At 39.4% G+C, this 21,097-nt stretch carries 23 protein-coding genes; 20 read left to right on the top strand and 3 right to left on the bottom strand.

The annotated features are described in order from the left end of the window. Positions 1-34: 34 nt before the first annotated feature. The 6 genes from JN11_RS07545 (at position 35) to JN11_RS07520 (ending at position 6,611) form a co-directional block, all read left to right on the top strand. Positions 35-589: a porin family protein gene (locus JN11_RS07545; RefSeq protein ID WP_144911261.1), complete on the top strand. Its 555-nt coding sequence runs from the start codon at positions 35-37 to the stop codon at positions 587-589. A gap of 111 nt (positions 590-700) precedes the next feature. Beyond that, on the top strand, positions 701-3,115 hold the full coding sequence (gldG, locus tag JN11_RS07540; RefSeq protein ID WP_144911259.1) for a gliding motility-associated ABC transporter substrate-binding protein GldG: 2,415 nt from the start codon (positions 701-703) through the stop codon (positions 3,113-3,115). 33 nt (positions 3,116-3,148) lie between these two features. Beyond that, positions 3,149-4,273, top strand: a complete 1,125-nt coding sequence (gene dnaN, locus JN11_RS07535; protein WP_144911258.1) for a DNA polymerase III subunit beta — start codon at positions 3,149-3,151, stop codon at positions 4,271-4,273. A gap of 191 nt (positions 4,274-4,464) precedes the next feature. Next, a complete protein-coding gene (locus JN11_RS07530) occupies positions 4,465-5,145 on the top strand; it encodes a DUF4397 domain-containing protein (protein WP_144911256.1) in 681 nt (226 codons plus the stop codon). A gap of 10 nt (positions 5,146-5,155) precedes the next feature. After that, positions 5,156-5,887, top strand: a complete 732-nt coding sequence (locus tag JN11_RS07525; protein WP_170227711.1) for a DUF4397 domain-containing protein — start codon at positions 5,156-5,158, stop codon at positions 5,885-5,887. A gap of 70 nt (positions 5,888-5,957) precedes the next feature. Next, positions 5,958-6,611 (top strand): VTT domain-containing protein, encoded by a 654-nt coding sequence (locus tag JN11_RS07520; RefSeq protein WP_144911252.1) that lies wholly within the window; start codon positions 5,958-5,960, stop codon positions 6,609-6,611. An 8-nt stretch (positions 6,612-6,619) separates the two neighbouring features. Here JN11_RS07520 and JN11_RS07515 read toward each other — a convergent pair whose 3' ends face one another. Continuing rightward, entirely contained in the window at positions 6,620-7,579 is a 960-nt protein-coding gene (locus JN11_RS07515) for a zinc dependent phospholipase C family protein (RefSeq protein WP_144911250.1), read from the bottom strand. Positions 7,580-7,781: 202 nt separating this feature from the next. Here JN11_RS07515 and rpsT point away from each other — a divergent pair, with 202 nt between their 5' ends. Next, a complete protein-coding gene (rpsT, locus tag JN11_RS07510; protein ID WP_144911248.1) occupies positions 7,782-8,036 on the top strand; it encodes a 30S ribosomal protein S20 in 255 nt (84 codons plus the stop codon). 162 nt (positions 8,037-8,198) lie between these two features. Further along, a complete protein-coding gene (locus JN11_RS07505; protein ID WP_144911246.1) occupies positions 8,199-10,406 on the top strand; it encodes a tetratricopeptide repeat-containing sensor histidine kinase in 2,208 nt (735 codons plus the stop codon). A 79-nt stretch (positions 10,407-10,485) separates the two neighbouring features. On the opposite strand, the gene JN11_RS07500 is transcribed toward JN11_RS07505, so the two are convergent. Both JN11_RS07500 and yihA read right to left on the bottom strand, forming a co-directional pair. Then, the gene (locus JN11_RS07500; RefSeq protein WP_144911245.1) at positions 10,486-10,905 is read right to left on the bottom strand and encodes an OsmC family protein; all 420 of its coding nucleotides are present in this window, start codon (positions 10,903-10,905) and stop codon (positions 10,486-10,488) included. A 12-nt stretch (positions 10,906-10,917) separates the two neighbouring features. Beyond that, the gene (gene yihA / locus JN11_RS07495) at positions 10,918-11,535 is read right to left on the bottom strand and encodes a ribosome biogenesis GTP-binding protein YihA/YsxC (RefSeq protein WP_144911243.1); all 618 of its coding nucleotides are present in this window, start codon (positions 11,533-11,535) and stop codon (positions 10,918-10,920) included. Between the two features lie 136 nt (positions 11,536-11,671). Between yihA and JN11_RS07490 the strand changes: the two genes are divergently transcribed. The 12 genes from JN11_RS07490 to JN11_RS07435 all read left to right on the top strand — a co-directional run bounded on the left by JN11_RS07490 (position 11,672) and on the right by JN11_RS07435 (position 20,911). Beyond that, complete coding sequence (locus JN11_RS07490) at positions 11,672-12,163, top strand: VOC family protein (protein WP_144911241.1); 492 nt, start codon at positions 11,672-11,674, stop codon at positions 12,161-12,163. A gap of 68 nt (positions 12,164-12,231) precedes the next feature. Beyond that, a complete protein-coding gene (locus tag JN11_RS07485) occupies positions 12,232-13,203 on the top strand; it encodes a quinone oxidoreductase family protein (protein ID WP_144911238.1) in 972 nt (323 codons plus the stop codon). 132 nt (positions 13,204-13,335) lie between these two features. Next, a complete protein-coding gene (gene ubiE / locus JN11_RS07480; RefSeq protein ID WP_144911236.1) occupies positions 13,336-14,067 on the top strand; it encodes a bifunctional demethylmenaquinone methyltransferase/2-methoxy-6-polyprenyl-1,4-benzoquinol methylase UbiE in 732 nt (243 codons plus the stop codon). Further along, on the top strand, positions 14,064-14,804 hold the full coding sequence (gene porT / locus JN11_RS07475) for a type IX secretion/gliding motility protein PorT/SprT (protein ID WP_144911234.1): 741 nt from the start codon (positions 14,064-14,066) through the stop codon (positions 14,802-14,804). Before ubiE ends, porT begins: the two co-directional genes overlap by 4 nt. A 304-nt stretch (positions 14,805-15,108) precedes the next feature. Next, complete coding sequence (locus JN11_RS07470) at positions 15,109-15,867, top strand: SDR family oxidoreductase (RefSeq protein ID WP_144911232.1); 759 nt, start codon at positions 15,109-15,111, stop codon at positions 15,865-15,867. A gap of 75 nt (positions 15,868-15,942) precedes the next feature. Further along, positions 15,943-16,392: a GatB/YqeY domain-containing protein gene (locus tag JN11_RS07465; protein ID WP_144911230.1), complete on the top strand. Its 450-nt coding sequence runs from the start codon at positions 15,943-15,945 to the stop codon at positions 16,390-16,392. Positions 16,393-16,631: 239 nt separating this feature from the next. After that, positions 16,632-17,393, top strand: a complete 762-nt coding sequence (locus tag JN11_RS07460) for an alpha/beta fold hydrolase (RefSeq protein ID WP_144911228.1) — start codon at positions 16,632-16,634, stop codon at positions 17,391-17,393. A gap of 1 nt (position 17,394) precedes the next feature. After that, positions 17,395-18,057, top strand: coding sequence for a CBS domain-containing protein (locus JN11_RS07455; protein WP_144911226.1), 663 nt, complete (start codon positions 17,395-17,397; stop codon positions 18,055-18,057). A 125-nt stretch (positions 18,058-18,182) separates the two neighbouring features. After that, positions 18,183-18,533 (top strand): four helix bundle protein, encoded by a 351-nt coding sequence (locus JN11_RS07450; protein WP_144911224.1) that lies wholly within the window; start codon positions 18,183-18,185, stop codon positions 18,531-18,533. A 45-nt stretch (positions 18,534-18,578) separates the two neighbouring features. Then, positions 18,579-19,460: an NAD kinase gene (locus tag JN11_RS07445; protein ID WP_144911222.1), complete on the top strand. Its 882-nt coding sequence runs from the start codon at positions 18,579-18,581 to the stop codon at positions 19,458-19,460. A gap of 9 nt (positions 19,461-19,469) precedes the next feature. Further along, positions 19,470-20,255 (top strand): type IX secretion system protein PorG, encoded by a 786-nt coding sequence (porG, locus tag JN11_RS07440; RefSeq protein ID WP_144911220.1) that lies wholly within the window; start codon positions 19,470-19,472, stop codon positions 20,253-20,255. 137 nt (positions 20,256-20,392) lie between these two features. After that, complete coding sequence (locus tag JN11_RS07435; protein ID WP_144911218.1) at positions 20,393-20,911, top strand: ExbD/TolR family protein; 519 nt, start codon at positions 20,393-20,395, stop codon at positions 20,909-20,911. Positions 20,912-21,097 lie beyond the last annotated feature (186 nt).

The following is a 21,097-nucleotide window of genomic DNA, read 5'->3' as shown; positions in this document are numbered from 1 at the left end:
TGTTTGCTATAACTTACATGTACTACAATCCAATATGAAAAAAATCATATTCCTATTAACATTATCGTTAGGTTTTACCTTTAATAGTTTTGCCCAATCATCAAAAATCGGGGATTTTAACTTGGGTATTTATGGCGCACAGCCACTTAATAATATGAATGCATTATTAAATGTTGGTATTGGCGGTTCGTTAAAATATGAGTACCATTTTCAAAAAGATTTAAATTTTACTTTAGAAGCTGGTTACGAATCATTTGGTGTAAAAACAAAACTCCAAAATGCTTATGTGCCCTCAACAATTGCCTATGTGCCGGTAAAAGTGGGTGTTAAATACTTTCTGGTAAATGGTTTTTATGCTGAAGGTCAGTTAGGACAGGCTATTTATTGCCAGCACGGTGGCGGTGGTGCATTTGATTCTGCCGGCGGTATTGGTTATTCATTTAAGAAAGGTTTTGAAATTGGTATCAAGTATGAATCATGGCGCCAGGAACCAGAAAAGCATATAGAAGGTGATTACGGAATAAGCGGGCCCTTTAAAGACCCGGCAAACTTTGCCCAGTTTGCACTGCGTTTAGCCGAAAGGTTTTAGGTAGTGGCTGATCATTTAGATTTTAATTTATTAACACAATAATTATACGGCTGCAATAGTTGTTTTTACTGCAGTTATGTACTTTCGGCATTCAATCCATAAATATTTCAAGTGCTCAGTATCCTCAAAAAAGAAATTACTTCTTACCTCAGTTCGTTGGTGGCGTATGTTACCATTGGTGTTTTTTTGATAATATTAGGATTGTTTTTATGGGTATTCCCCCAATCAAGCATCCTTGATTACGGCTATGCAGGGCTGGATAGTTTGTTCAGTACTGCTCCCTACCTTTTTATGTTCCTGATACCTGCCATTACCATGCGCTCACTGGCTGAAGAACGTAAGGAAGGTACTTTTGAATTATTACTTACCCGCCCCTTAACCGATTGGCAAATAGTATTGGGTAAATATTTCGCCAGCCTTTTAATAGTGCTTTTTGCATTATTGCCTACACTGGTTTATTATTACTCGGTTTACACCTTAGGCACACCGCAGGGCAATATTGATACCGGCGGAGTTATTGGCTCATACATAGGTCTGTTTTTACTGGGTGCAAGCTTTGCAGCAATAGGTTTGTTTGCATCGTCTATCAGCAAAAATCAAATTATTGCTTTTACTGTCGCTGTATTTCTTTGTTTCTTTTTTTACAGCGGATTTGATTCATTGGGCCAGCTTTTATCGTTGCAAAGCCTTAGTCTTGAAAATTTTGGTATCACCGCCCATTATCAGTCAGTAAGCCGTGGCGTGCTTGATACCCGCGATTTAACTTATTTCATTATCCTTACCGGCTTGTTTATTTGCCTTACCCTGTTTGTATTAATAAGGCAAAGGCAAAAAAGCATTTTTAGTAAAGATGCAAAGTATTGCTTTTCGGCAATAGGCGTGTTGGTTTTCCTTTGGATAGTATCTGTTTTTACTTTTACCCGTTTTGATTTTACCAAAGAAAAACGTTTCACCATATCAAAAGTTAGCCGTAGTATAATGGATACCCTGAAGGCACCTGTAAGGGTAGCTGTTTATTTAAAGGGCGAAAACTTTAATGGCGAAATGAAACGCCTGCAACGCGCTACCATTGATATGCTGAGCGATTTGCAGGCCTATAGTCACCACCAAATTGAATTTGAATTGGTTGATGCGGTATCGGCTATAAAAGGATTACCCGATAGTTTGCAAAAAGCAGCTTATGATTCATTAGCAGCTAAAGGAATTGCTGCACAACCAACCAGTATAAAAACGGATAATGGCGTTACCCAGATGCTGCTTTTCCCTGAAGCATTGGTAGAATATAAAGGAAAATACATTGCTGTTAATTTATTGCAGAACCGTATTGGGCTTACAGATGAGGAGATTTATAACAACTCTATCCAGAACCTTGAATATGCGTTTTCATCGGCCATTAAAAAAATAACCAGTGGCGGCAAGCCTATTGTTGCTTTTGCCGAGGGCGATCATGAGCTGAGCGATGTGCAACTGAATGATGCCATGAAATCATTATCAGACGGATTTGAAATTGGCCGGATTAACCTGAAGACAGTACCTTTCAGCGTATTGCAAAGAGTTAAATTGCTGATTATCCCTAAACCGGATACGGCGCTTAATGAGCTGGAGAAATTTAAGATTGACCAGTTTGTAATGCGTGGCGGCAGGGTATTATGGTCGATAGACCAGGTAAATGCTGAACTGGATAGCCTGCGCGGGCATGGCGGCGACCAGATGTCGTTCCCGAAACAGTTGGATCTGGATGATCAGCTGTTTACTTATGGTGTACGTATTAACTATGATTTGATTGCCGATATCAGCTGTGCACAAATACCTATTGCTACCGGCAATGTTGGCGGCCAGGCGCAAATTCAGATGGTGCCGTGGTTATTTTACCCGGTGTTTATGCCGCTTTCAAAAAACCCGATAGTGAAAAATCTGGATGGTATAAGAAGTGAATTTGCCAGCACCATTGATACACTGGCGGTTAAAAATGTTAAAACTACTATTCTGCTTACTTCATCGCCTTATAATAAAAAAATAAGCGCGCCGCATATTATATCATTACAGGCTATTGAGCAGGAACCCGATCCGAAACAGTTTCAGAGTGCGCCGAAAACGGTGGCTGTATTACTGGAAGGTAAGTTTCAGAGCGATTTCCTGAACAGGCCCACGCCGCCCGGATTAACTGAGCATGTAAACCAGTTACCGCAAAGTGTACCTACTAAAATGATTGTGATTAGTGATGGCGATATATTTAAGAACCAGGTAGGCGCCGATGGCTCGCCATATCCGCTGGGATATGACCAGTATATGCGCCAGGATTTTGGCAACAAGAACCTGTTATTGAACATTGCCGATTATATGACGGACGATTCGGGCCTTATTGCCCTGCGTACCAAAGAGGTTAAAATACGCCTGCTTAACCGTGCCCGTGTACGTAGCGAAAAGCTGTACTGGCAGGTAATTAACACGGTTATACCTTTGGCTTTGTTGGTAATATTTGCTATTTTTCAACATTATATCCGCAGGAGGAAGTATGCACATTAAATTTTATACTTTTGATTGATTAATTGTAATTATATGAGATTTATTGTTTCTACATCAACCTTACTTAAGCAATTGCAGGCTGTTAGCGGTGCACTGAGCAGTAGTACTGTGTTGCCCATACTGGAGAACTTTTTGTTCGAGATAAAAGATGGAAACTTAACCATTTCGGCTACCGATTTGCAAACCAGCATGACTACTTCATTGCCGGTTGAGTCAAAGGAAAATGGCCGTATCGCTATACCATCACGCATTTTGTTAGAAACTTTAAAATCATTACCGGAGCAGCCTATAGCTTTTTCTGTTGATGATAAAACTTTTGCTATTGAAATAAATGCCGGTGATGGTAAATACAAACTGAATGGCGAAAACGGAGAAGACTTTCCGAAAATACCGGTTGTTGAAAATGCATCATCAGTAAACCTGCCTGCATCTGTTTTGGCAGAGGCCATTAATAAAACCATTTTTGCTGTTAGTAATGACGAATTGCGCCCGGCAATGACGGGGGTTTACTGCCAGCTATCAACCCAGTACCTTACTTTTGTGGCTACTGATGCCCACAAACTGGTACGTTACCGCCGTAAGGACGCTAAAGCTGCCAGCACCAGCTCATTTATATTACCTAAAAAAGCGTTAACCTTATTAAAATCATCATTACCAAGTGATGACGTTAATGTTTCGGTAGAATATAACACCACCAGCGCATTTTTTAAATTTGGTAATATTAACCTGGTTTGTCGCTTAATTGATGAGCGTTACCCTGATTATGAGGCCGTTATTCCATTGAATAACCCTAATAAATTGAATATTGACCGTCAGTCGTTTTTAAGTTCATTAAGCCGTGTAGCTATTTATGCTAACAAAACTACCCACCAGGTAAGGCTTAAAATAAACGGCAGCGAGTTAAATATATCATCAGAAGATATTGATTTTGCTAACGAGGCACACGAGCGTTTAACCTGCCAATATGAAGGTGAGGATATGGAAATTGGTTTTAACGCCCGTTTTTTAATAGAAATGCTAAAGAACCTGAGCTGCGAAGAGGTTGTGCTTGAAATGTCGACCCCCAACCGTGCCGGTTTATTACTACCACAGGGTGGTGATGAAAACGAGGACGTATTGATGCTTGTGATGCCGGTAATGCTTAACAGCTACGCATAATTAGTAATTAGAGGTTGGTGAGTAGAGGTTAGGATCATCGGTTTTACTAAAACTGTTTATTTAACTGTCAAGACTTATCTCCAGCCACTTATCGCTGATCACTAATACAAAAGTCCGGCATAGAACCGGACTTTTTTGTTCGGGTACTATAACAAAATGTTTAATACGCAGTTATTATAGCAATTATTTATATGGATAAGAGATTTTCGGTTTTATGGGTTATGGCTGCTGTGCTAATAGTATTTTATTCCTGTAAAAACAATGATGAGGTTTTTGCAAAGAAAGTTACTACTGGTTTAAATATTGTAAATGCATCTGTTGATACCTTAAATTTCTTTTTAAACGGTACCCGTCAAAATAATACCTCAAGTTTATATCCGGGGGGGCAATCTTATTATCTGTCGGTACCAGCCGGAATACAAAATTATCAGTTTAAAAAAATAGGTACTTCTGCCATTCTATTTAGTTTGCCGGAGGATTTAACTGACAGTACCTACACTTCTGTTTTTGTGTATGGCCCATCGGCAAGTGAAACACTTAAGACAACAGATCAACTTGATACTATAACAGGTCATTTGGATACCACGCAGGTAAGGTTTGTAAATGTATCGCCTGATGCAGGCGCGCTTAATGTTTTTGTTGGAGATACCATTAGTTTTGCTTCAGTCGCCTTTAAATCATCATCGTCATTTGCGGCAATGGCGAGCGGAGTAAAAGAGATTAAAATTTATCAGGCAAGTACATCTCTACTTTTAAAAGATACGTCTATTGTATTTCAACCGGCTTATATATATACTTTGTATTCGAAGGGATTATTAAAGGGAACGGGCACCGCTGCATTTAATGTTGGAGTGGCAATTAATGTTAATTAAAAAAGCTAAAATGGCTTATAAAAATATGCGCAATATCTGGATCTGGTTTTGTTTGGGTGTAGCAGGAGTGTTATTTATATCATCCATACAATCATGCGGTAAGTCGGGTGCGGCAAGTGCGGCGGGGCTTAATATACAATACGAAATACTGAATTTGAGTCCCAACTTAGGGTATATTTCTCTTTATATTGATTATAACCAGGTAAACTCTTTAACCACTCCATATATATATGGCGTTAATTCAGGTTATTTTTATGTGCCATCGGTTGATATTCCTTATCAGTTCAGGCCATTTATTTATAATGGAAACTCAGGTACCACTTTGTTTTCACGCAGTGATTCTTTAAAAACTGGTTTAAAATACAGTTTATTTATTACCGGTACAGCAGTAAATGGTGTGCCACAGCAGCTTTTTACCGTTGATACTGCAACTGAACCCGCAATAGGCCGGGCAAAAATAAGGTTTGTTAATGTATCACCAAGTGCAACCGGCGGTCTTGATATGTATGCTAATGGAACACTGGCTTTTGGTGCACAGCTATATCCAACCAATTCAAAATTCATTGAAGTACCTGTTGGTAATTATGATATACAAATAAAAGCCGCAGGCGGCACAGCCATATTAAGTGAGCAGTCCACCGTAACAGTACAAGATGGAAGACTGTACACTATTTATGCTTATGGTTATACCACCCGGTCAGATTCGGCGGCGTTTAATTCGGGGTTTATTACCAACAAGTAAGCATTCTCTGGAGATATAAAACCACCGATACTGAATATAATTTATATTTTTGCCCCAAAACAACAAAGCCTTGGAACTAGTTAAAAGCCTCATTGATTTTATTTTACATATTGATAAGCACCTTGCTGATATAATAAGTCAGTATCATGCTTTAACTTATCTGATATTATTTGCCATCATATTTGCCGAAACAGGTTTTGTAATTACCCCGTTTTTACCTGGCGACTCATTATTATTTGCCGCAGGTGCCTTAATAGCTGCCGGAAATACAGGCTTAAGCATTTATATGCTGGCGCTTATTTTAATTGTTGCTGCCTTTACCGGCAATACAGTAAATTATATGCTGGGAAGTTATCTGGGCCCCAAAGTGTTTAAGCCAGAAAATAAAATACTTAAGCTTGATTATTATCTGCAAACACATGCTTTTTTTGAAAAACATGGTGCATTGGCAGTGATTTTTAGCCGCTTTATGCCCATTATCAGAACTATAGCCCCTTTTGTAGCCGGGGTAAGTAAAATGTCGTTCCTGAAATACAGCCTTTATAATATTATTGGTGGCGCATCATGGATCATTGTGTTTCTTTTTGCTGGATACTTTTTGGGGAATGTACCTTTCTTTAAAGCGCATTTTGCTTTGGTAGGTGTGGTGATTATTTTGGTGTCTGTAGTCCCTCCAATTTTTGCTGCTGTAAAAAGCCGTATGAGTAAGAAACAGGCTGCTTAATAGCAGCTTTACTTTACCCTTATTATTGCTTTTGTGTTTTTAAAGCTGATTTCTTCCTGCTGGATTTTAGCCATATCATCTTTACTTAAGGGCTGTGCAATTAATTTATCCAGATCGGGCTGCCCGGCATCAACCCAGGCAGAGTACCAGAAACTGCCTACTGATAAAATAGCCGAGCGCATTCGGCGCTGCACCATGCCTTGTAACATGGTTTGGTAAGCCTTTGCATAAGCTTCGGAATAGTTACTTACCTGTTTTTTCCCTCTTTTTTCAATTACGTATTTTTTATCAGGAGGGAATGATTTGTTTAATTTCCTTTCAAAAAGCAATACGCTATCAACGCTTTTAAACGAGCTGCGGCATATTTTAAATGCTTCGGCCAGCGGGTTTTCAATATAACGGGCCTTGCCGGCGTATAAGCTATACCGATTGCCAAATAATTCGGGTATCCGGCTTTCCCATAAGGCATGTATACCGGTTTGATTGGTTAATTGTCCGTTATAGTTTTGGGTAAGGTGCAACGGTACATGTGCATCAGCAATATAGTGGCCCAGGTTTGCAGAGGTATTTAAAATGGCGGTGGTATCATGCTCTTTAAACGCTTTTACCAGCCGGTAATAATTATATTGAATGGTCCATGGAACGGTGCCGTATTTAATAACCGTATCGGCTGTGAACTTCAGCGCGGCGTCATCCCAGTTCTGCGGGATATTGCCAAAAGGTTTTTTGCCATAGTGATCTGCATTTAAATAATGACGGGGAGCTTCTGTTGTGTCAACGTAACGGCGTTTATCAGCACTGATGGCATGTTCTGTTATAAATTGAATATTAGCCCTGTAAAAACCTGACATTGCCTTAGGTAGTATAAAAACGGCAAGCCTGTTAATTCGGTAATGTGCATAAAATCCCCACGATGAGCAAAAGATAATCAATAAGAATCCAGATAATATTCTGAATGATGGTTTCATAACAAACATTGAAAGGTTTGAGCGTTTGAAGATAATAAGAAAAGGGTAAAGCTTTTACTATAAAATATAACAGGCTAACTTTAAAGTATTTTAATAAAATAGCCCTTTAAAAAACTAAATAAAAAAAGGTATTTGAAAATTAAAATAATCATCCTATATTTGCAGTCCTTAAAAATAGTAGAAAGAATAACAAAGCTATACAATGGCAAATCATAAATCATCATTAAAAAGGATCCGTGCTAACGCTGCGAAGCGTTTACGTAACAGGTACCAGGCAAAAACCACCAGGAACGCCATCAAAAAATTAAGAAGCACTAGCAGCAAAGCTGAAGCAGGTGTACTTTTAACTAAGGTTATATCAATGCTTGATCGTTTAGCGAAAAAGAATGTTATTCATAAAAACAAAGCTTCGAATAACAAATCAAAGCTTACTAAATTTGTAAATAACCTTAAATAAGGTAAAAAATATTTCGTGAAAAAGCCTGTTTTCTTTGTAAGAAACGGGCTTTTTTTATTTTGTTCTATTTTGACAAAACAAAATTATATGCTGTTTTCGTACAAAAGGTATTAACACAAAGCGTGTTGGTATAAATTTAGCGAAATTAAGGGGCGTATTATCTTGAGAATTTATTTAACTATTGCTTTCTTGGTGCTTTCTTTAAACGGGTTTTGCCTGATTAACAGGGGGCGTCTGGATAGTTTAAAAACGCTTGTAGCTTCATCTAAAAAAGAAGATGAGACGGATACCCTTTATATTAACAGGCTGAATGCACTAGCCGCCAATTACTTTGATTCAAATCCGGACAGTACCCTTTATTACGCTCAAAAGAGTGTAGAACTTTCACGAAAAGTAAACTATAAGCCGGGTATAGCCAACGGATTGGTACAAACTGCGCATGCCAGTTTTTTTAAGGGTGACTTTAAATTAGCCGAACAGGATTTTAATGAAGCTATAGCCATTTATAAAAGCACAAATAATTTTGTTGGCCTTGGTAATTGTTATGCCCTATGCGGCCGTATGTATAATTTGTTGGCTAAATATGATCTGGCTCTTAGTTACTTAAATCAATCTCTACAAATCAATATAAAATCAGGCAATGATCAAAGTATAACCAATAGCTATAAAAATATTGGTATAGTTTATTATAGCAAAGGCGAGCTGTCAAAAGCCCTCGATTATTATTACAAAGCACTTTTTATTGCCATAAAAGATCATAACATACCTTACATGGCTGCAAATTATAATGACATAGGTGTTGTTTTGCAGAGTATGGAAGCTTATCCAAAAGCTTTGGAGTATTTTAAAATAGCGCTTAAGCTGTTTCAGGGTACTAAAGATCTTAATGGTGTAGGTACTGTAAATCAAAATATTGGTGAGGTTATGCTTGCGCAAAAGAATTATGACAAGGCTATCACGTATCTGGATAAAGCAGTTAAAATAGCGCAAAAGCAAGATGATAAGGATGGTATGAGCTCTGTATACAATGATTTGGGCTTGTGTTATGCCAATAAGCACCAGGCAGCGCTTTCTATGCAGTATTTACAAAAATCGTTAGATATTGCCCAGAAATATAAAATTGTATATAATGAGGCTTATACACTGATAGGTTTTGCTACCATGTATAATTTGCGCGGCGACTATATAAATGCCTATAAATATGCAATGCAGGGCCAGAACCTGGCGAAAAAACTGGGTAACCTGTCGGTTCGGTCAAACGCAGCCCTGCAGTTAAATAAAACACTGGCTGGTTTGGGCAGATATGACGATGCCTATAAATTATTACGCCAGTATATTGATCTCAAGGATAGTCTTAATAATAATGAGAGCATGCAAAAGCTAACCTCTTATAACCTGGAGCTTAATTTTGCAACCAAACAGCATCAACTGGCACAACAGCAGCACGAAAAGGAAATTTTGTATAAGCAAAGTATTAAGCAGCAGCAGCTTATTAATATGATATTCTTGACCATTATACTGGGGATGGTTGCTATATCAATTGTTTATTACAGGCAAAAACGTAAGCAGCAAAAAATTAACCTGATGCTGGAAGAAAAGAATCATGAGGTTTTGCAGCAAAAAACAGATCTGGATGACCAGGCACAGAAACTTAATGATTTAAATGTTTTAAAAGACAGGCTTATATCAGTTTTAGCTCATGATTTAAGGGCGCCCTTAAGTACGCTGCGCGGTTTATTCAGCCTTTTGCAGGATGATACCATTACCCATCAGCAATTGCTGGAAATGATACCCGGTGTGTTAAAAAAACTTGAATACACGTCTGACTTTTTAGATACTTTATTATTCTGGATCAACAGCCAGATGGAAAATTTTGAAAGTTCTGCAAAAAGCTTTTATATAAAAGATATTGTAGCATATGAAGCGGAAAGTTATAATGAACAAGCTGCAATGAAAGGAATAACCCTGATTGATAGCGTTCCAGATCATATGATGGCTTCGGCTGATCCAAACTCTATCCGGATAGTTATCCGCAACTTGATAACCAATGCCATTAAGTTTTCGAATGAAAATGATACCATTGAAATTACTGCTTCACAGCAGGATGACCATAGCCATTTAATTACTGTTAAAGATACCGGTATTGGCATGAGCAATGAACAGCTGAATAAACTGTTTAAAGGCAAAGTGAATAGCAAAACAGGCACCAATAATGAATCGGGTACAGGTATGGGAATGTTATTTTGTAAAGATCTGGTTGAAAGGTGCAGCGGTAAAATATGGGTTACCAGCAAGCCGGGACAAGGTACTGAGTTTTCTTTCACCATACCAGTAGCTATATCTAACGAAGCCAGGATGGAAATGGCTTAAGAAACAAGGGAATTTGAAAAAAGCAAAAAGTCCGGAAGTGTAAGCTCCCGGACTTTTTGCTTTTTTGGGTTACAATAAATTACGCGTACTGAACATTGAGCGTAATAGGCACATTAAGTGCTTTTGAGATAATGCAATTTGCTTTTGCGCCTTCGGCTATTTCTTTAAACTGAGCTTCGCTTACACCATCAATTGCTGATCCTTTTAACTCCAGGTGGATGCCGGTAATGCTTAAGGCCGCCATATCCAGATCTAAAATGGCATCTGTAGTTAAATCATTTGGTTTGAAGCCTGCCTGCGTTAAGGCTGCACCAACGGCCATAGTAAAGCAGCCTGCATGTGCAGCGGCTATCAATTCTTCGGGGTTGGTACCAACACCATCAGCAAAGCGGGTTTTAAATGAATACTGGGTGTTGTTTAAAGTAGTACTTTGAGTGGTAATTTCACCTTTGCCTTCCTGCAAGGTGCCATTCCAATGGGCATGTGCTGTACGTTTCATAGATTTTTTTGGTTAAATGTTTATGCTTGGTATTGTAAAATGCTTATTCACTTCGCTTATAAAACTTAATATATCATCGTGCCCTAACTGAGTTTCGGACGAGGTGACGAAATATTGCGGAAACTCATCAAACGTTTGCAAAAGTGCCTTTTTAAACTGCGCCACATTCTGATCTGTTTTAAGGCTCGATTGCTTATCGGCCTTGGTGAAAACTAAAACAAATGAAAGGCCTTTTTCGCCCAGCCAGTTACAAAACTCCAGGTCAATTTTTTGAGGTTCAAGCCGGCTGTCAATCAATACCAGTACACATTGCAGGCTTTCGCGCTTATCCAGGTAGGTATGAATAAATTTGTTCCAATCGGCTTTTTTAGTTTTTGATGCCCGTGCATATCCGTAGCCGGGTAAATCAACAATATACCAGCTATCATTAATTAAAAAATGATTAATGAGCTGTGTTTTACCGGGTGTTTGTGATGTTTTGGCAAGGCCCTTTTTGCCGGCAAGCATATTTATAAGCGATGATTTACCTACGTTTGAGCGCCCAATAAAAGCATACTCTGCCTTTACCGGCGGCGGTAGCTTGGAGATTTGGGTATTACTGCAAATAAATTCGGCTGATTTTACGATCATTGTGTAAAGGTACTTGTTTAGGGCGAAAGGAAAAAGACGAAAGGTAAATGGTTCATCTATTAAAAACTTTGTTTTACAAATGCCAAACAATAAATCTTAATGTTATAAGTATATTTGATGTTTAAACATGTAATTTATGAATGAGTATAAGATACCGGCGCAAACACGCATTGGCCATGTGCATTTAAAAGTAAGCAACCTGCAACAATCGCTCGGTTTTTATTGTGGTTTGCTGGGTTTTGATAAGATGATGTTATATGGTGATCAGGCTGCTTTTATATCCGCAGGAGGATACCATCACCACATAGGTTTAAATACCTGGCAAAGTAAGGGCGCACCACCGGCCCCTGAATATGCACCAGGATTGTTTCATACTGCTATATTATACCCGGAAAGAAAAGACCTGGCTGCTATACTACAAAGGCTGATAGATGCCAAGTACCCTATAAGCGGAGCATCAGATCATGGCGTATCAGAAGCTATTTACCTGGATGATCCGGATAAAAATGGGGTGGAGCTTTATTGGGACAGGCCGCGCGAACTTTGGCCCTTAGATGACAATGGCGAATTGACCATGTTTACCCACAGGTTGGATATTGAAAGTTTGCTGGGAGAATTAACTTTGTAAGCGAAAAAAAATATCAGAAAGAAGATGGCTTTGGCGATTAGAATTATATTTGATAAACATTTTACTTTATGAAAGCAGCCGTATTACATCAGCTGGGCACAGCCCCCAAATATGAAGATTTTGCAGTTCCAGTTCCCCAAAATGAAGACCAGGTTTTAATAACCGTTAAGGCTGCGTCCGTTAAAAATTTGGATAAAGGGCGCGCCAGCGGGAGTCACTATGCCAGCCATACCAATTTACCCACGGTAGTTGGTGTTGACGGTGTAGGCGTATTGGAGGATGGTACCCGTGTATATGCTGTTGGTATTACCGGAATGATTGCTGAAAAAGCGCTTATTCACAAAGGTCAATATACTGTTTTGCCCGATGGTGTTGATGATGCAACAGCTGCAGCGTTGCCTAATGCCATTATGGGTGCCGCTTTGGCCATTAAATACCGCGCACAGATAAAAGCAGGCGATACCGTTTTAATTAATGGTGCAACCGGAGTTACCGGGCAGGCAGCAGTACAAATTGCCAAGTATTATGGCGCAAAAAAGGTAATTGCTACCGGTCGTAATCCGGAGTCGTTAAAGCTGTTAACGCAATTAGGGGCCGACGAAGTTATTTCGCTGAAAGATGATGACGAAACGATAATTAAGCAGATAAAGGAAATTCATGGCAACAGCCCAATCAGCAGCGTTATTGACTATACATGGGGCCACCCGGCCGAGGTGATTATTAATGCATTAAAAGGCGGTGGATTGCATAATATTACACCAATAGTACGCTTTGTTACCGTTGGCTCAATGGCGGGCGATGAAATTAAGGTATCGAGTAATATATTGAGGAGTACGGCCATTGAGCTGTTAGGCTCGGGTTTTGGCAGTGTGCAGGCAGATGCAATGGAAAAGCTGAATTCAGAAATATTACCAGAGATGCTGCAGCTTTCGGCTTTAGGCAGGCTTAAAATAGAAACCGTTACCCGGCCATTAAAAGATGTTGAAACGGCATGGACCGAGCATGTTGGTGCTGGGAAAAGGCTGGTAATTGTAATGTAATATTTGGCCGCGAACAAGTGCCTTGAAGGCGTAATTGTTGGGATTATAATGCCTAATAGGATAAACGGCAAATAAATCGGAAAGCCAACAACTTAAATCCGCCGTTCAAATAACTATCTTTGGCACATTAATATGAGCAAAGTAGTAACACCCTATCAAAACGAACAGGCTACCAAAAAAGAACAGGTGGCCGATATGTTTAACAACATATCTAAAACATATGATTTTCTAAATCATTTTTTATCACTGGGGATTGATATTATATGGCGCAAAAAGGCCATTAACGAATTGAAAAAAGATCAGCCTAAATTAATACTGGATGTTGCTACCGGTACTGGCGATTTTGCTTTTGAGGCCTTATCCATCCTTAAACCTGAAAAAATTATCGGTGTTGATATTTCACAGGGTATGCTTGACATCGCGCAGCAAAAAATAGACAAAAGGGGCATGGGCGACCTGTTTGAAATAAAACTTGGCGACTCAGAGAAACTTCCTTTTAGTGATAGTCAGTTTGATGCCGTAACCGTGGCTTATGGTGTGCGCAACTTTGAGAACCTTGAAACCGGTTTAGCCGACATTCAGCGGGTATTAAAACCTGGTGGCAAGGCGGTAGTGCTGGAGTTTTCAAAGCCTAAAGTTTTCCCAATAAAGCAATTGTATAAATTCTATTTTAATTATATTACACCCGGAATTGGTAAATTATTTTCAAAAGATTCAAGGGCTTATACATATTTACCCGAATCGGTAGCTGCATTTCCCGATGGAGAAAAGTTTACCGGTTTAATGGATAAAGTAGGGTTTAAAAATACGAAATACAGGCCGCTGGCGTTTGGTATCTGTTCAATATATACTGGCATTAAATGATAAGAAACGGCTACCTGACCATTATTTTACTTTTATTTTGCAGTCAATTCTTGCTTGCGCAGGATATGGTGCCTGCATGGGGTGGTGGTGCCGACCAAACCGACCTTAGTTTCGGTTTTACATTCTCGTACGTTACTAATAGTTATAAAATTGCAAAAAAAGTTAACTGGCAGGCCCCGCTTGTGGACCCGGCTACCGGCAATTCTCTTACCAGTCCATTAACAGGAATTGGTTCAAAATCATTACCCGGTTTTGGCATTGGTTTTATTACCCGTTACAGTTTAACCGATAACCTGGAAGTGCGTGTAACCCCATCGCTGATTTTTGCCGACAGGGAGCTTAGTTATACTTTTACCGATCCAAGTCAGGATATGAATAAGCAGGTACAGCCAACGGTGGTTGATTTTCCGCTATCGTTTAAGCTAAAGTCAGACAGGGTAGGTAATTTCAGAGCCTACATATTGGGTGGCATAAAATATTCAGAGCAAATTGGAAAAGGCGCAGCATCAGATCAAAATGATGATCCGCTTCAAAAACTGGTAAGAAACTCCAGTGGTTATGGCTCCTACGAAGCAGGCCTTGGATGTGATTTTTATTTTGAGTTTTTTAAACTATCGCCCGAAATAAAAATATCCAACTCTTTGGGAAATGTGCTGGTGCAGGATAATCAACCGTTTTCGGCACCGATAAGCAAACTGTCATTACATACTATAATGTTCAGTTTATATTTTGAGTAGAAGCATGAGCGGCGAGTTAACTCACCCGGTCATTGCTTCGCGCGACCTGCCCTCTCTATGACAAGTTATAAAGAGGGCGAAGAAAATAAATAAAAAACTTTCCCGAACCCTCTTTGCCGCTTGCGGGAGAGAGGGAGAACGAGCGTAGTGATGTTCGGTTAACTATGCGAGCGGCGTTAATGCTAATACCCCATAATATTCTACCCGCCAAAACACTGCTAAAAACTTAAATGACTTTGATTGCCAATAAATGACAAGTTATTCCAATGAAAAAACATAATTTCGCTGCAAGAGTTACCTTTCTATGGCTAAAATTGCATTAATAACAGGCGCAACCTCAGGGATAGGTGAAGCTTGTGCTCATTTGTTTGCCCGTGAGCATTATAACCTGGTACTTACCGGCCGCAGGGAAGACCGTTTGGAAAAACTGGCAAAGAAATTAAATACCAAATATAACGTTGAAGTTGCGGTATCAGCATTTGACGTGCGCGACCGCGAACAGGTAATAACCAACCTGGAAGCATTGCCCGCTAAATGGAAAAAAGTTAATGTATTGATTAACAATGCAGGCCTGAGTCAGGGATTAGATCCTATCCAGAATGGTAGTTTGGATGATTGGGACACCATGATTGATACCAATGTTAAAGGTTTGCTATACGTAAGCAAAGTAGTTGCAAACTGGATGATTGATAATAAACAAGGCCATATTGTAAACATTGGCTCTATCGCAGGCAAGGAAGTTTATGCCAATGGCAATGTTTACTGCGCAACCAAGCATGCTGTAGATGCATTAAACAAAGGGATGCGCATTGACCTGTTGCCACACGGCATAAAGGTTTCAGCTATACATCCGGGTGCTGTGGAGACCGAGTTTTCGGAAGTACGGTTTAAGGGTGATAAAGAAAGGGCCAAAAAGGTTTATGAAGGATTTGATCCTTTGGTAGCCGATGATATTGCCGAAACCATATGGTTTGTAGTATCGCGCCCGGCGCATGTAAACATTAATGATATGATTGTAATGCCAACGGCGCAAGCCAATGCAGGCACCATTTTCAGAAAATAGTTAATGCCTTAAAGGAAAGTGGAAATTAATAAATAAAGTAAACCCGAAATCGAACATCCGAAATAAACAAAGAATATGTCACTAATAAACCAAATAGACCAGGATATAAAACAAGCTATGCTGGCCAAACAGGCCGATCGTTTGAGGGGCTTAAGGGCCATTAAGTCGGCATTGCTTTTAGCACGTACTGAAAAAGGTGCGACAGAAGAGCTAACCCACGAAGCTGAAATTAAAGTATTGCAAAAACTGGTAAAGCAACGCAAAGAATCGGCAGAGATATATAAAACACAAAATCGCGAGGATCTGTACCAGATAGAGATTGACGAAATGAAGGTGATTGAGCCTTATTTGCCGCAACAGATGACCCGTTTTGAAATTGAAGGGTACTTACAGGAACTGATTAGCCGCGTTGGTGCAACATCAAATGCAGATATGGGTAAGGTAATGGGTTTGGCTAATAAAGAACTGGCCGGGCAGGCAGATGGGCGCACCATATCAGAAGTGGTGAAGCAATTGCTGGGCTAAATTGGTTGTTTGGGTTGAATAGGTTGGATTAGGTTGATTGAGTTGAATAGAACAAATTAAGTTGAATGAAGGCCACTTAATCAACCACTCACTTAATCAACTCAATGAACCAATATAAATAATTGCATTAATTGTTGTAACTCAAATGCAATAAACTATTTTTATGGCGGAATATTCAGTTTTTTTTATGAGCATTGAATTCCGGAGTAACTTTAAAAATTTAAACTTTATAAATTTATATGAATTTCGTGCTTAAAGAGGAAAACGGTTTTAGTTATATCGATGAGGGCGAAGGTGAGGTTTTACTGTTGTTACACGGCTTAATGGGGGCATTAAGCAATTGGGAAAAGGTAGTAGAGGAGTTTAGTAAAGAGTACCGGGTTATTATTCCTATTTTGCCTGTATATGATTTGCCTTTGTTAACTACCGGAGTGAAAACACTTACCAAGTATGTTCACAAATTTGTAAGGTATAAAAAGCTAAAAAATGTAACCCTGTTGGGTAATTCACTGGGTGGGCACGTTGCATTAATATATACACTGGCCCATCCTACGGTTGTTAAAGCATTGGTTTTAACTGGCAGTTCAGGTTTATATGAAAACGCTTTTGGCGGTTCGTTCCCTAAACGCGGTAGTTATGATTTTGTAAAAGAAAAGGTAGAATATACTTTTTATGATCCGGCAACGGCAACAAAAGAACTGGTTGACGATGTTTTTCGTATCATTAATGACCGCCATAGCGTAATAAGGATATTGGCAATGGCTAAATCAGCCATCCGTCATAATATGAAGGATGATCTGCATAAAATAACCATACCTGTATCATTAATATGGGGAAGAGATGATAAGATCACCCCACCAGAGGTGGCAGTTGAATTTAATGAAGAACTGCCTAACTCAGAGTTGCATTGGATTGATAAATGCGGGCATGCTGCCATGATGGAGCAACCCGAAGAGTTTAATAAGTTGTTAAAACAATTTTTGGATAAGATAAAAGAATGATATGCTTGCAGTTGAATTGATAGCTGATGTAATACCCCCGGCACATACTTCTGATAGTATTCAGAAAGTTGTTGACCGTATGGTGGAGTTTCGTATCAGGCATCTTCCAATTGTAAACGAAGAACAGTTTCTTGGGCTTATTTCTGAGGATGATTTAGTTGCAACGAGTGATTACCAAACACCTATCGGGTCGCTTGCATTATCGCTGGTAAACCCGTACGTGCTGGAAGATCAGCATATTTATGATGTTATCCGCATATTTTATGAGCGTCGGTTAACCGTGGTTCCGGTTCTGGATATTAAGATGAATTATCTTGGGCTTATATCCATCAATAGTTTAACAGAATACTTTGCGCAGCTTACTTCGGTGGCACAACCCGGAGCCATTATTGTGCTGGAGATTAATAATAAAAATAACTCGCTGGCCCATATGGCGCAGATAGTTGAATCAGACAATGCACAGATATTGAGCTCGTATGTGCGCACTTTCCCCGATTCAACTCGGATGGAAGTAACACTGAAAGTAAACAAACAGGATATTTCGGCTATTATAGCTACTTTTTTACGCTATGAGTATGATATAAAGGCAACCTTTAACCATAGCGATGATAATGATAACTCACGAGACCGGTATGATTCTTTAATGAATTACCTTAATCTTTAAAAAGTTTGATAGTTCATAGTTGATGGTTCATAGAAATGCTTGTTAATTATTAGTTGACGACTGGTACTTAAGGGTTTTATAGTGGTAGTTAATTAGATTACAATAAGTATAAGTAGAAATAAATAATGGCGTTTAGGTTTGAAGATTTGCAGGTTTGGCAGAAAGCAATTGAGCTGGATGAGCAAATTAATCAATTAATAAAATTATTTCCTAAAGAGGAATTATTTATTTTAACATCCCCAATTAAAAGAGCTGCAGATTCGGTAGTTTTAAATATAGCTGAAGGGTCGACAGGGCAGAGCAAGGCCGTATTCAAAGTTTTTTTAGGTTATTCCCTTAGATCGGCAATTGAAGTTGTTTCGTGTTTGTTTATAGCACAAAGAAGAAAATATATTGACGATGGTTTATTTGGTGAACTGTACGCCGAATATGAAATATTGGTAAAAATGATTACGGCATTAAAAAAATCAATTTAACCGTTTTTCTATGAACCATGAACTATCAACCACGAACATTATAAAATGAAAATAGCAGTTTACGGCAGGCCATTTAATGATGGTGTAGTATTACCCTACATACAACAGGTTTTTGATATTCTTGCACAGCACCAGGTTGATATTTACGTTCACCCGCAATTACATGATTATTTAAAGGATGCTATTAGAGGTGTAAACTATACCGTGCTTGATTGTACAGGCGAGTTGAAAGGCTTTATTGATCTGTTTTTAACCCTTGGTGGTGATGGCACCCTGTTGGATATGGTTACCGTTATCCGCGATACCTGTATCCCGGTAATTGGTATAAACTTTGGAAGGCTGGGTTTTTTGGCAAGCATTAATAAAAATGATATTGCCGCGGCCATTCATGCAGTAGTGAACAGGCAGTTTACGCTGGATAGCCGCGAGCTGCTCAATATTGATTCTGACCTGGAGATTTTTGGGAAAGATAATTTTGCACTTAATGATATTACTATCCATAAGCGCGATGATTCGGCCATGATCACTACACATGTGTTTCTGGATGAGGAGTTTCTGAACTCCTATTGGGGCGATGGTATTATTATATCAACCTCAACCGGATCAACCGCCTATTCGCTGAGTTGTGGCGGCCCTATTATATTCCCGCAATCAAACAGTATCGTATTAACGCCTAATGCTCCTCATAATTTAAATGTGCGGCCAATAGTGCTGCCTGATTCCAGTACCCTGGCTTTTGATGTGGAATGCCGCAGCAACAATTACCTGATATCATGCGATTCGCGGACGGCTATTATTGATAAAACCATGCGGTTTAAGGTAACCAAGGCCGGATTTAAGCTAAACCTGATCCGCCTGAATAATGAAAGTTATTTATCAACGTTAAGAAACAAACTATTGTGGGGTCTTGATGTCCGCAATTATTAAATTTACCGGATGCCAAAATTTATACTTGCCATACTTCTTGTTTTAATATCATGCAGCTTAAAGGCCCAAACCTGGGAAATAGGGGTAGGGGCCGGAGGTTCGGGCTATATGGGCGATCTGAACCCTAATAATCCGCTTAAAGTGAGTGGTCCATCGGCTAGTGTTTTTGTAAAACGTAACTTTAACGGCTACCTGTCACTACGGGCGAATTTTACTTATGGCGAAATTGCTGCGGCTGATAGTAATTCGAGCGATGCACAGTTCCGCCAGCGTAATCTGAGTTTTAATGATAAACTGCTGGAAGGTGCTTTACTGGCCGAGTTTAACTTTTTTAGCTATATCCCCGAAGCCGGTAAAAATAAATGGACACCTTATCTGTATTTGGGACTTGGAGCCGTAAATTATAATCCTACCACCGTTTACGAAGGGCAAACCTATAACTTGCGTGGAGCTGAAACCAATGGAGAAAAAACTTTTTCTACCATTGCCATTTCTATTCCTTATGGTGCCGGGGTTAAATATAATATTGCAGGCAAGTTTACCATTGGTGCCGAAATTGGTTACCGTAACCCCAATACCGATTACCTGGATGATGTGAGCGGCTATTATCCCTCAAAAGCGGGACTAACACCTTTACAACAGGCCCTGTCTGATCGCTCTGGCGAAAAAACAGGCGTTTATATAGGTACACCTGGCACACAACGAGGTGACTTAAATCCGCGCGATACTTACTTCTTTACGCAAATAACATTCTCCTACACCTTCGTTACCGAAAAGTGCTACTTCTTACATTAGAACCGGAAGCCTGAAATCCTGATTTTTATTTTTTATTGCATCAATGTTGCAATAAATTATTATCTTGAATCGTTAATAATAAAAACGGTAATCCTTTACTGTTTCAACCTATTGTTTAACCTTAAATCTAAAAAGTCATGGCTGAGCTAAACCAATCCTCCGGAAGATCACGTGGTAAAACCCGTGCTAAAAGAATGCCCCTTCGTGTTGACCTTACTGCAATGGTTGACCTTGCATTTTTGCTGATCACTTTCTTTATGCTGACTACCTCACTCGTTAAACCACGCGTTATGCCGGTTGTAATGCCAAGCGATGGCAAGCCGGGGCCCGTATCAGACAAACAAACCATTACCTTTTGCCTGGGCAAAAACAATCATGCTTTATGGTATATGGGTATGGCCGATCATCCTTTATCACAACCACAATTGGTAGGCTATGGTAAGGATATGCGCAAGGTTATTTTAGATAATGCTAAACTGGTACAGGCATCAATGGGTAAAAACTTAATTGTACTGGTTAAACCTGCAGAACATTCGGTATATGAAAACCTGGTAAACACCCTCGATGAACTGAACTATACTAATGTACCTACTTACGCCATTGCAGCTATATCTCCAAAAGATATTGACCTTTTAAAACAAAAAGGGATTTATTAATAGTAATGCATTGGCGTATTGACTCACCCGATCGACGCTACGCTGGATCTGCCCTCGCTACCGCAAGCGGTAAAGAGGGCAAAGAAAAAAATGAAAAATAAAAGCTTCCACCAACCCTCTTTATCGCTTGCGATATAGAGGGTTGGTGATCCGCCCAAGGGGGGAATACGCCGGGGTAAAGTAAAC

The sequence above is a fragment of the Mucilaginibacter frigoritolerans genome (assembly GCF_007830615.1).
Taxonomy (GTDB): Bacteria; Bacteroidota; Bacteroidia; order Sphingobacteriales; family Sphingobacteriaceae; genus Mucilaginibacter; species Mucilaginibacter frigoritolerans.
The sequence above is the reverse complement of the archived record's forward strand: the minus strand, read 5'-3'. Positions and strand labels throughout refer to the sequence as shown.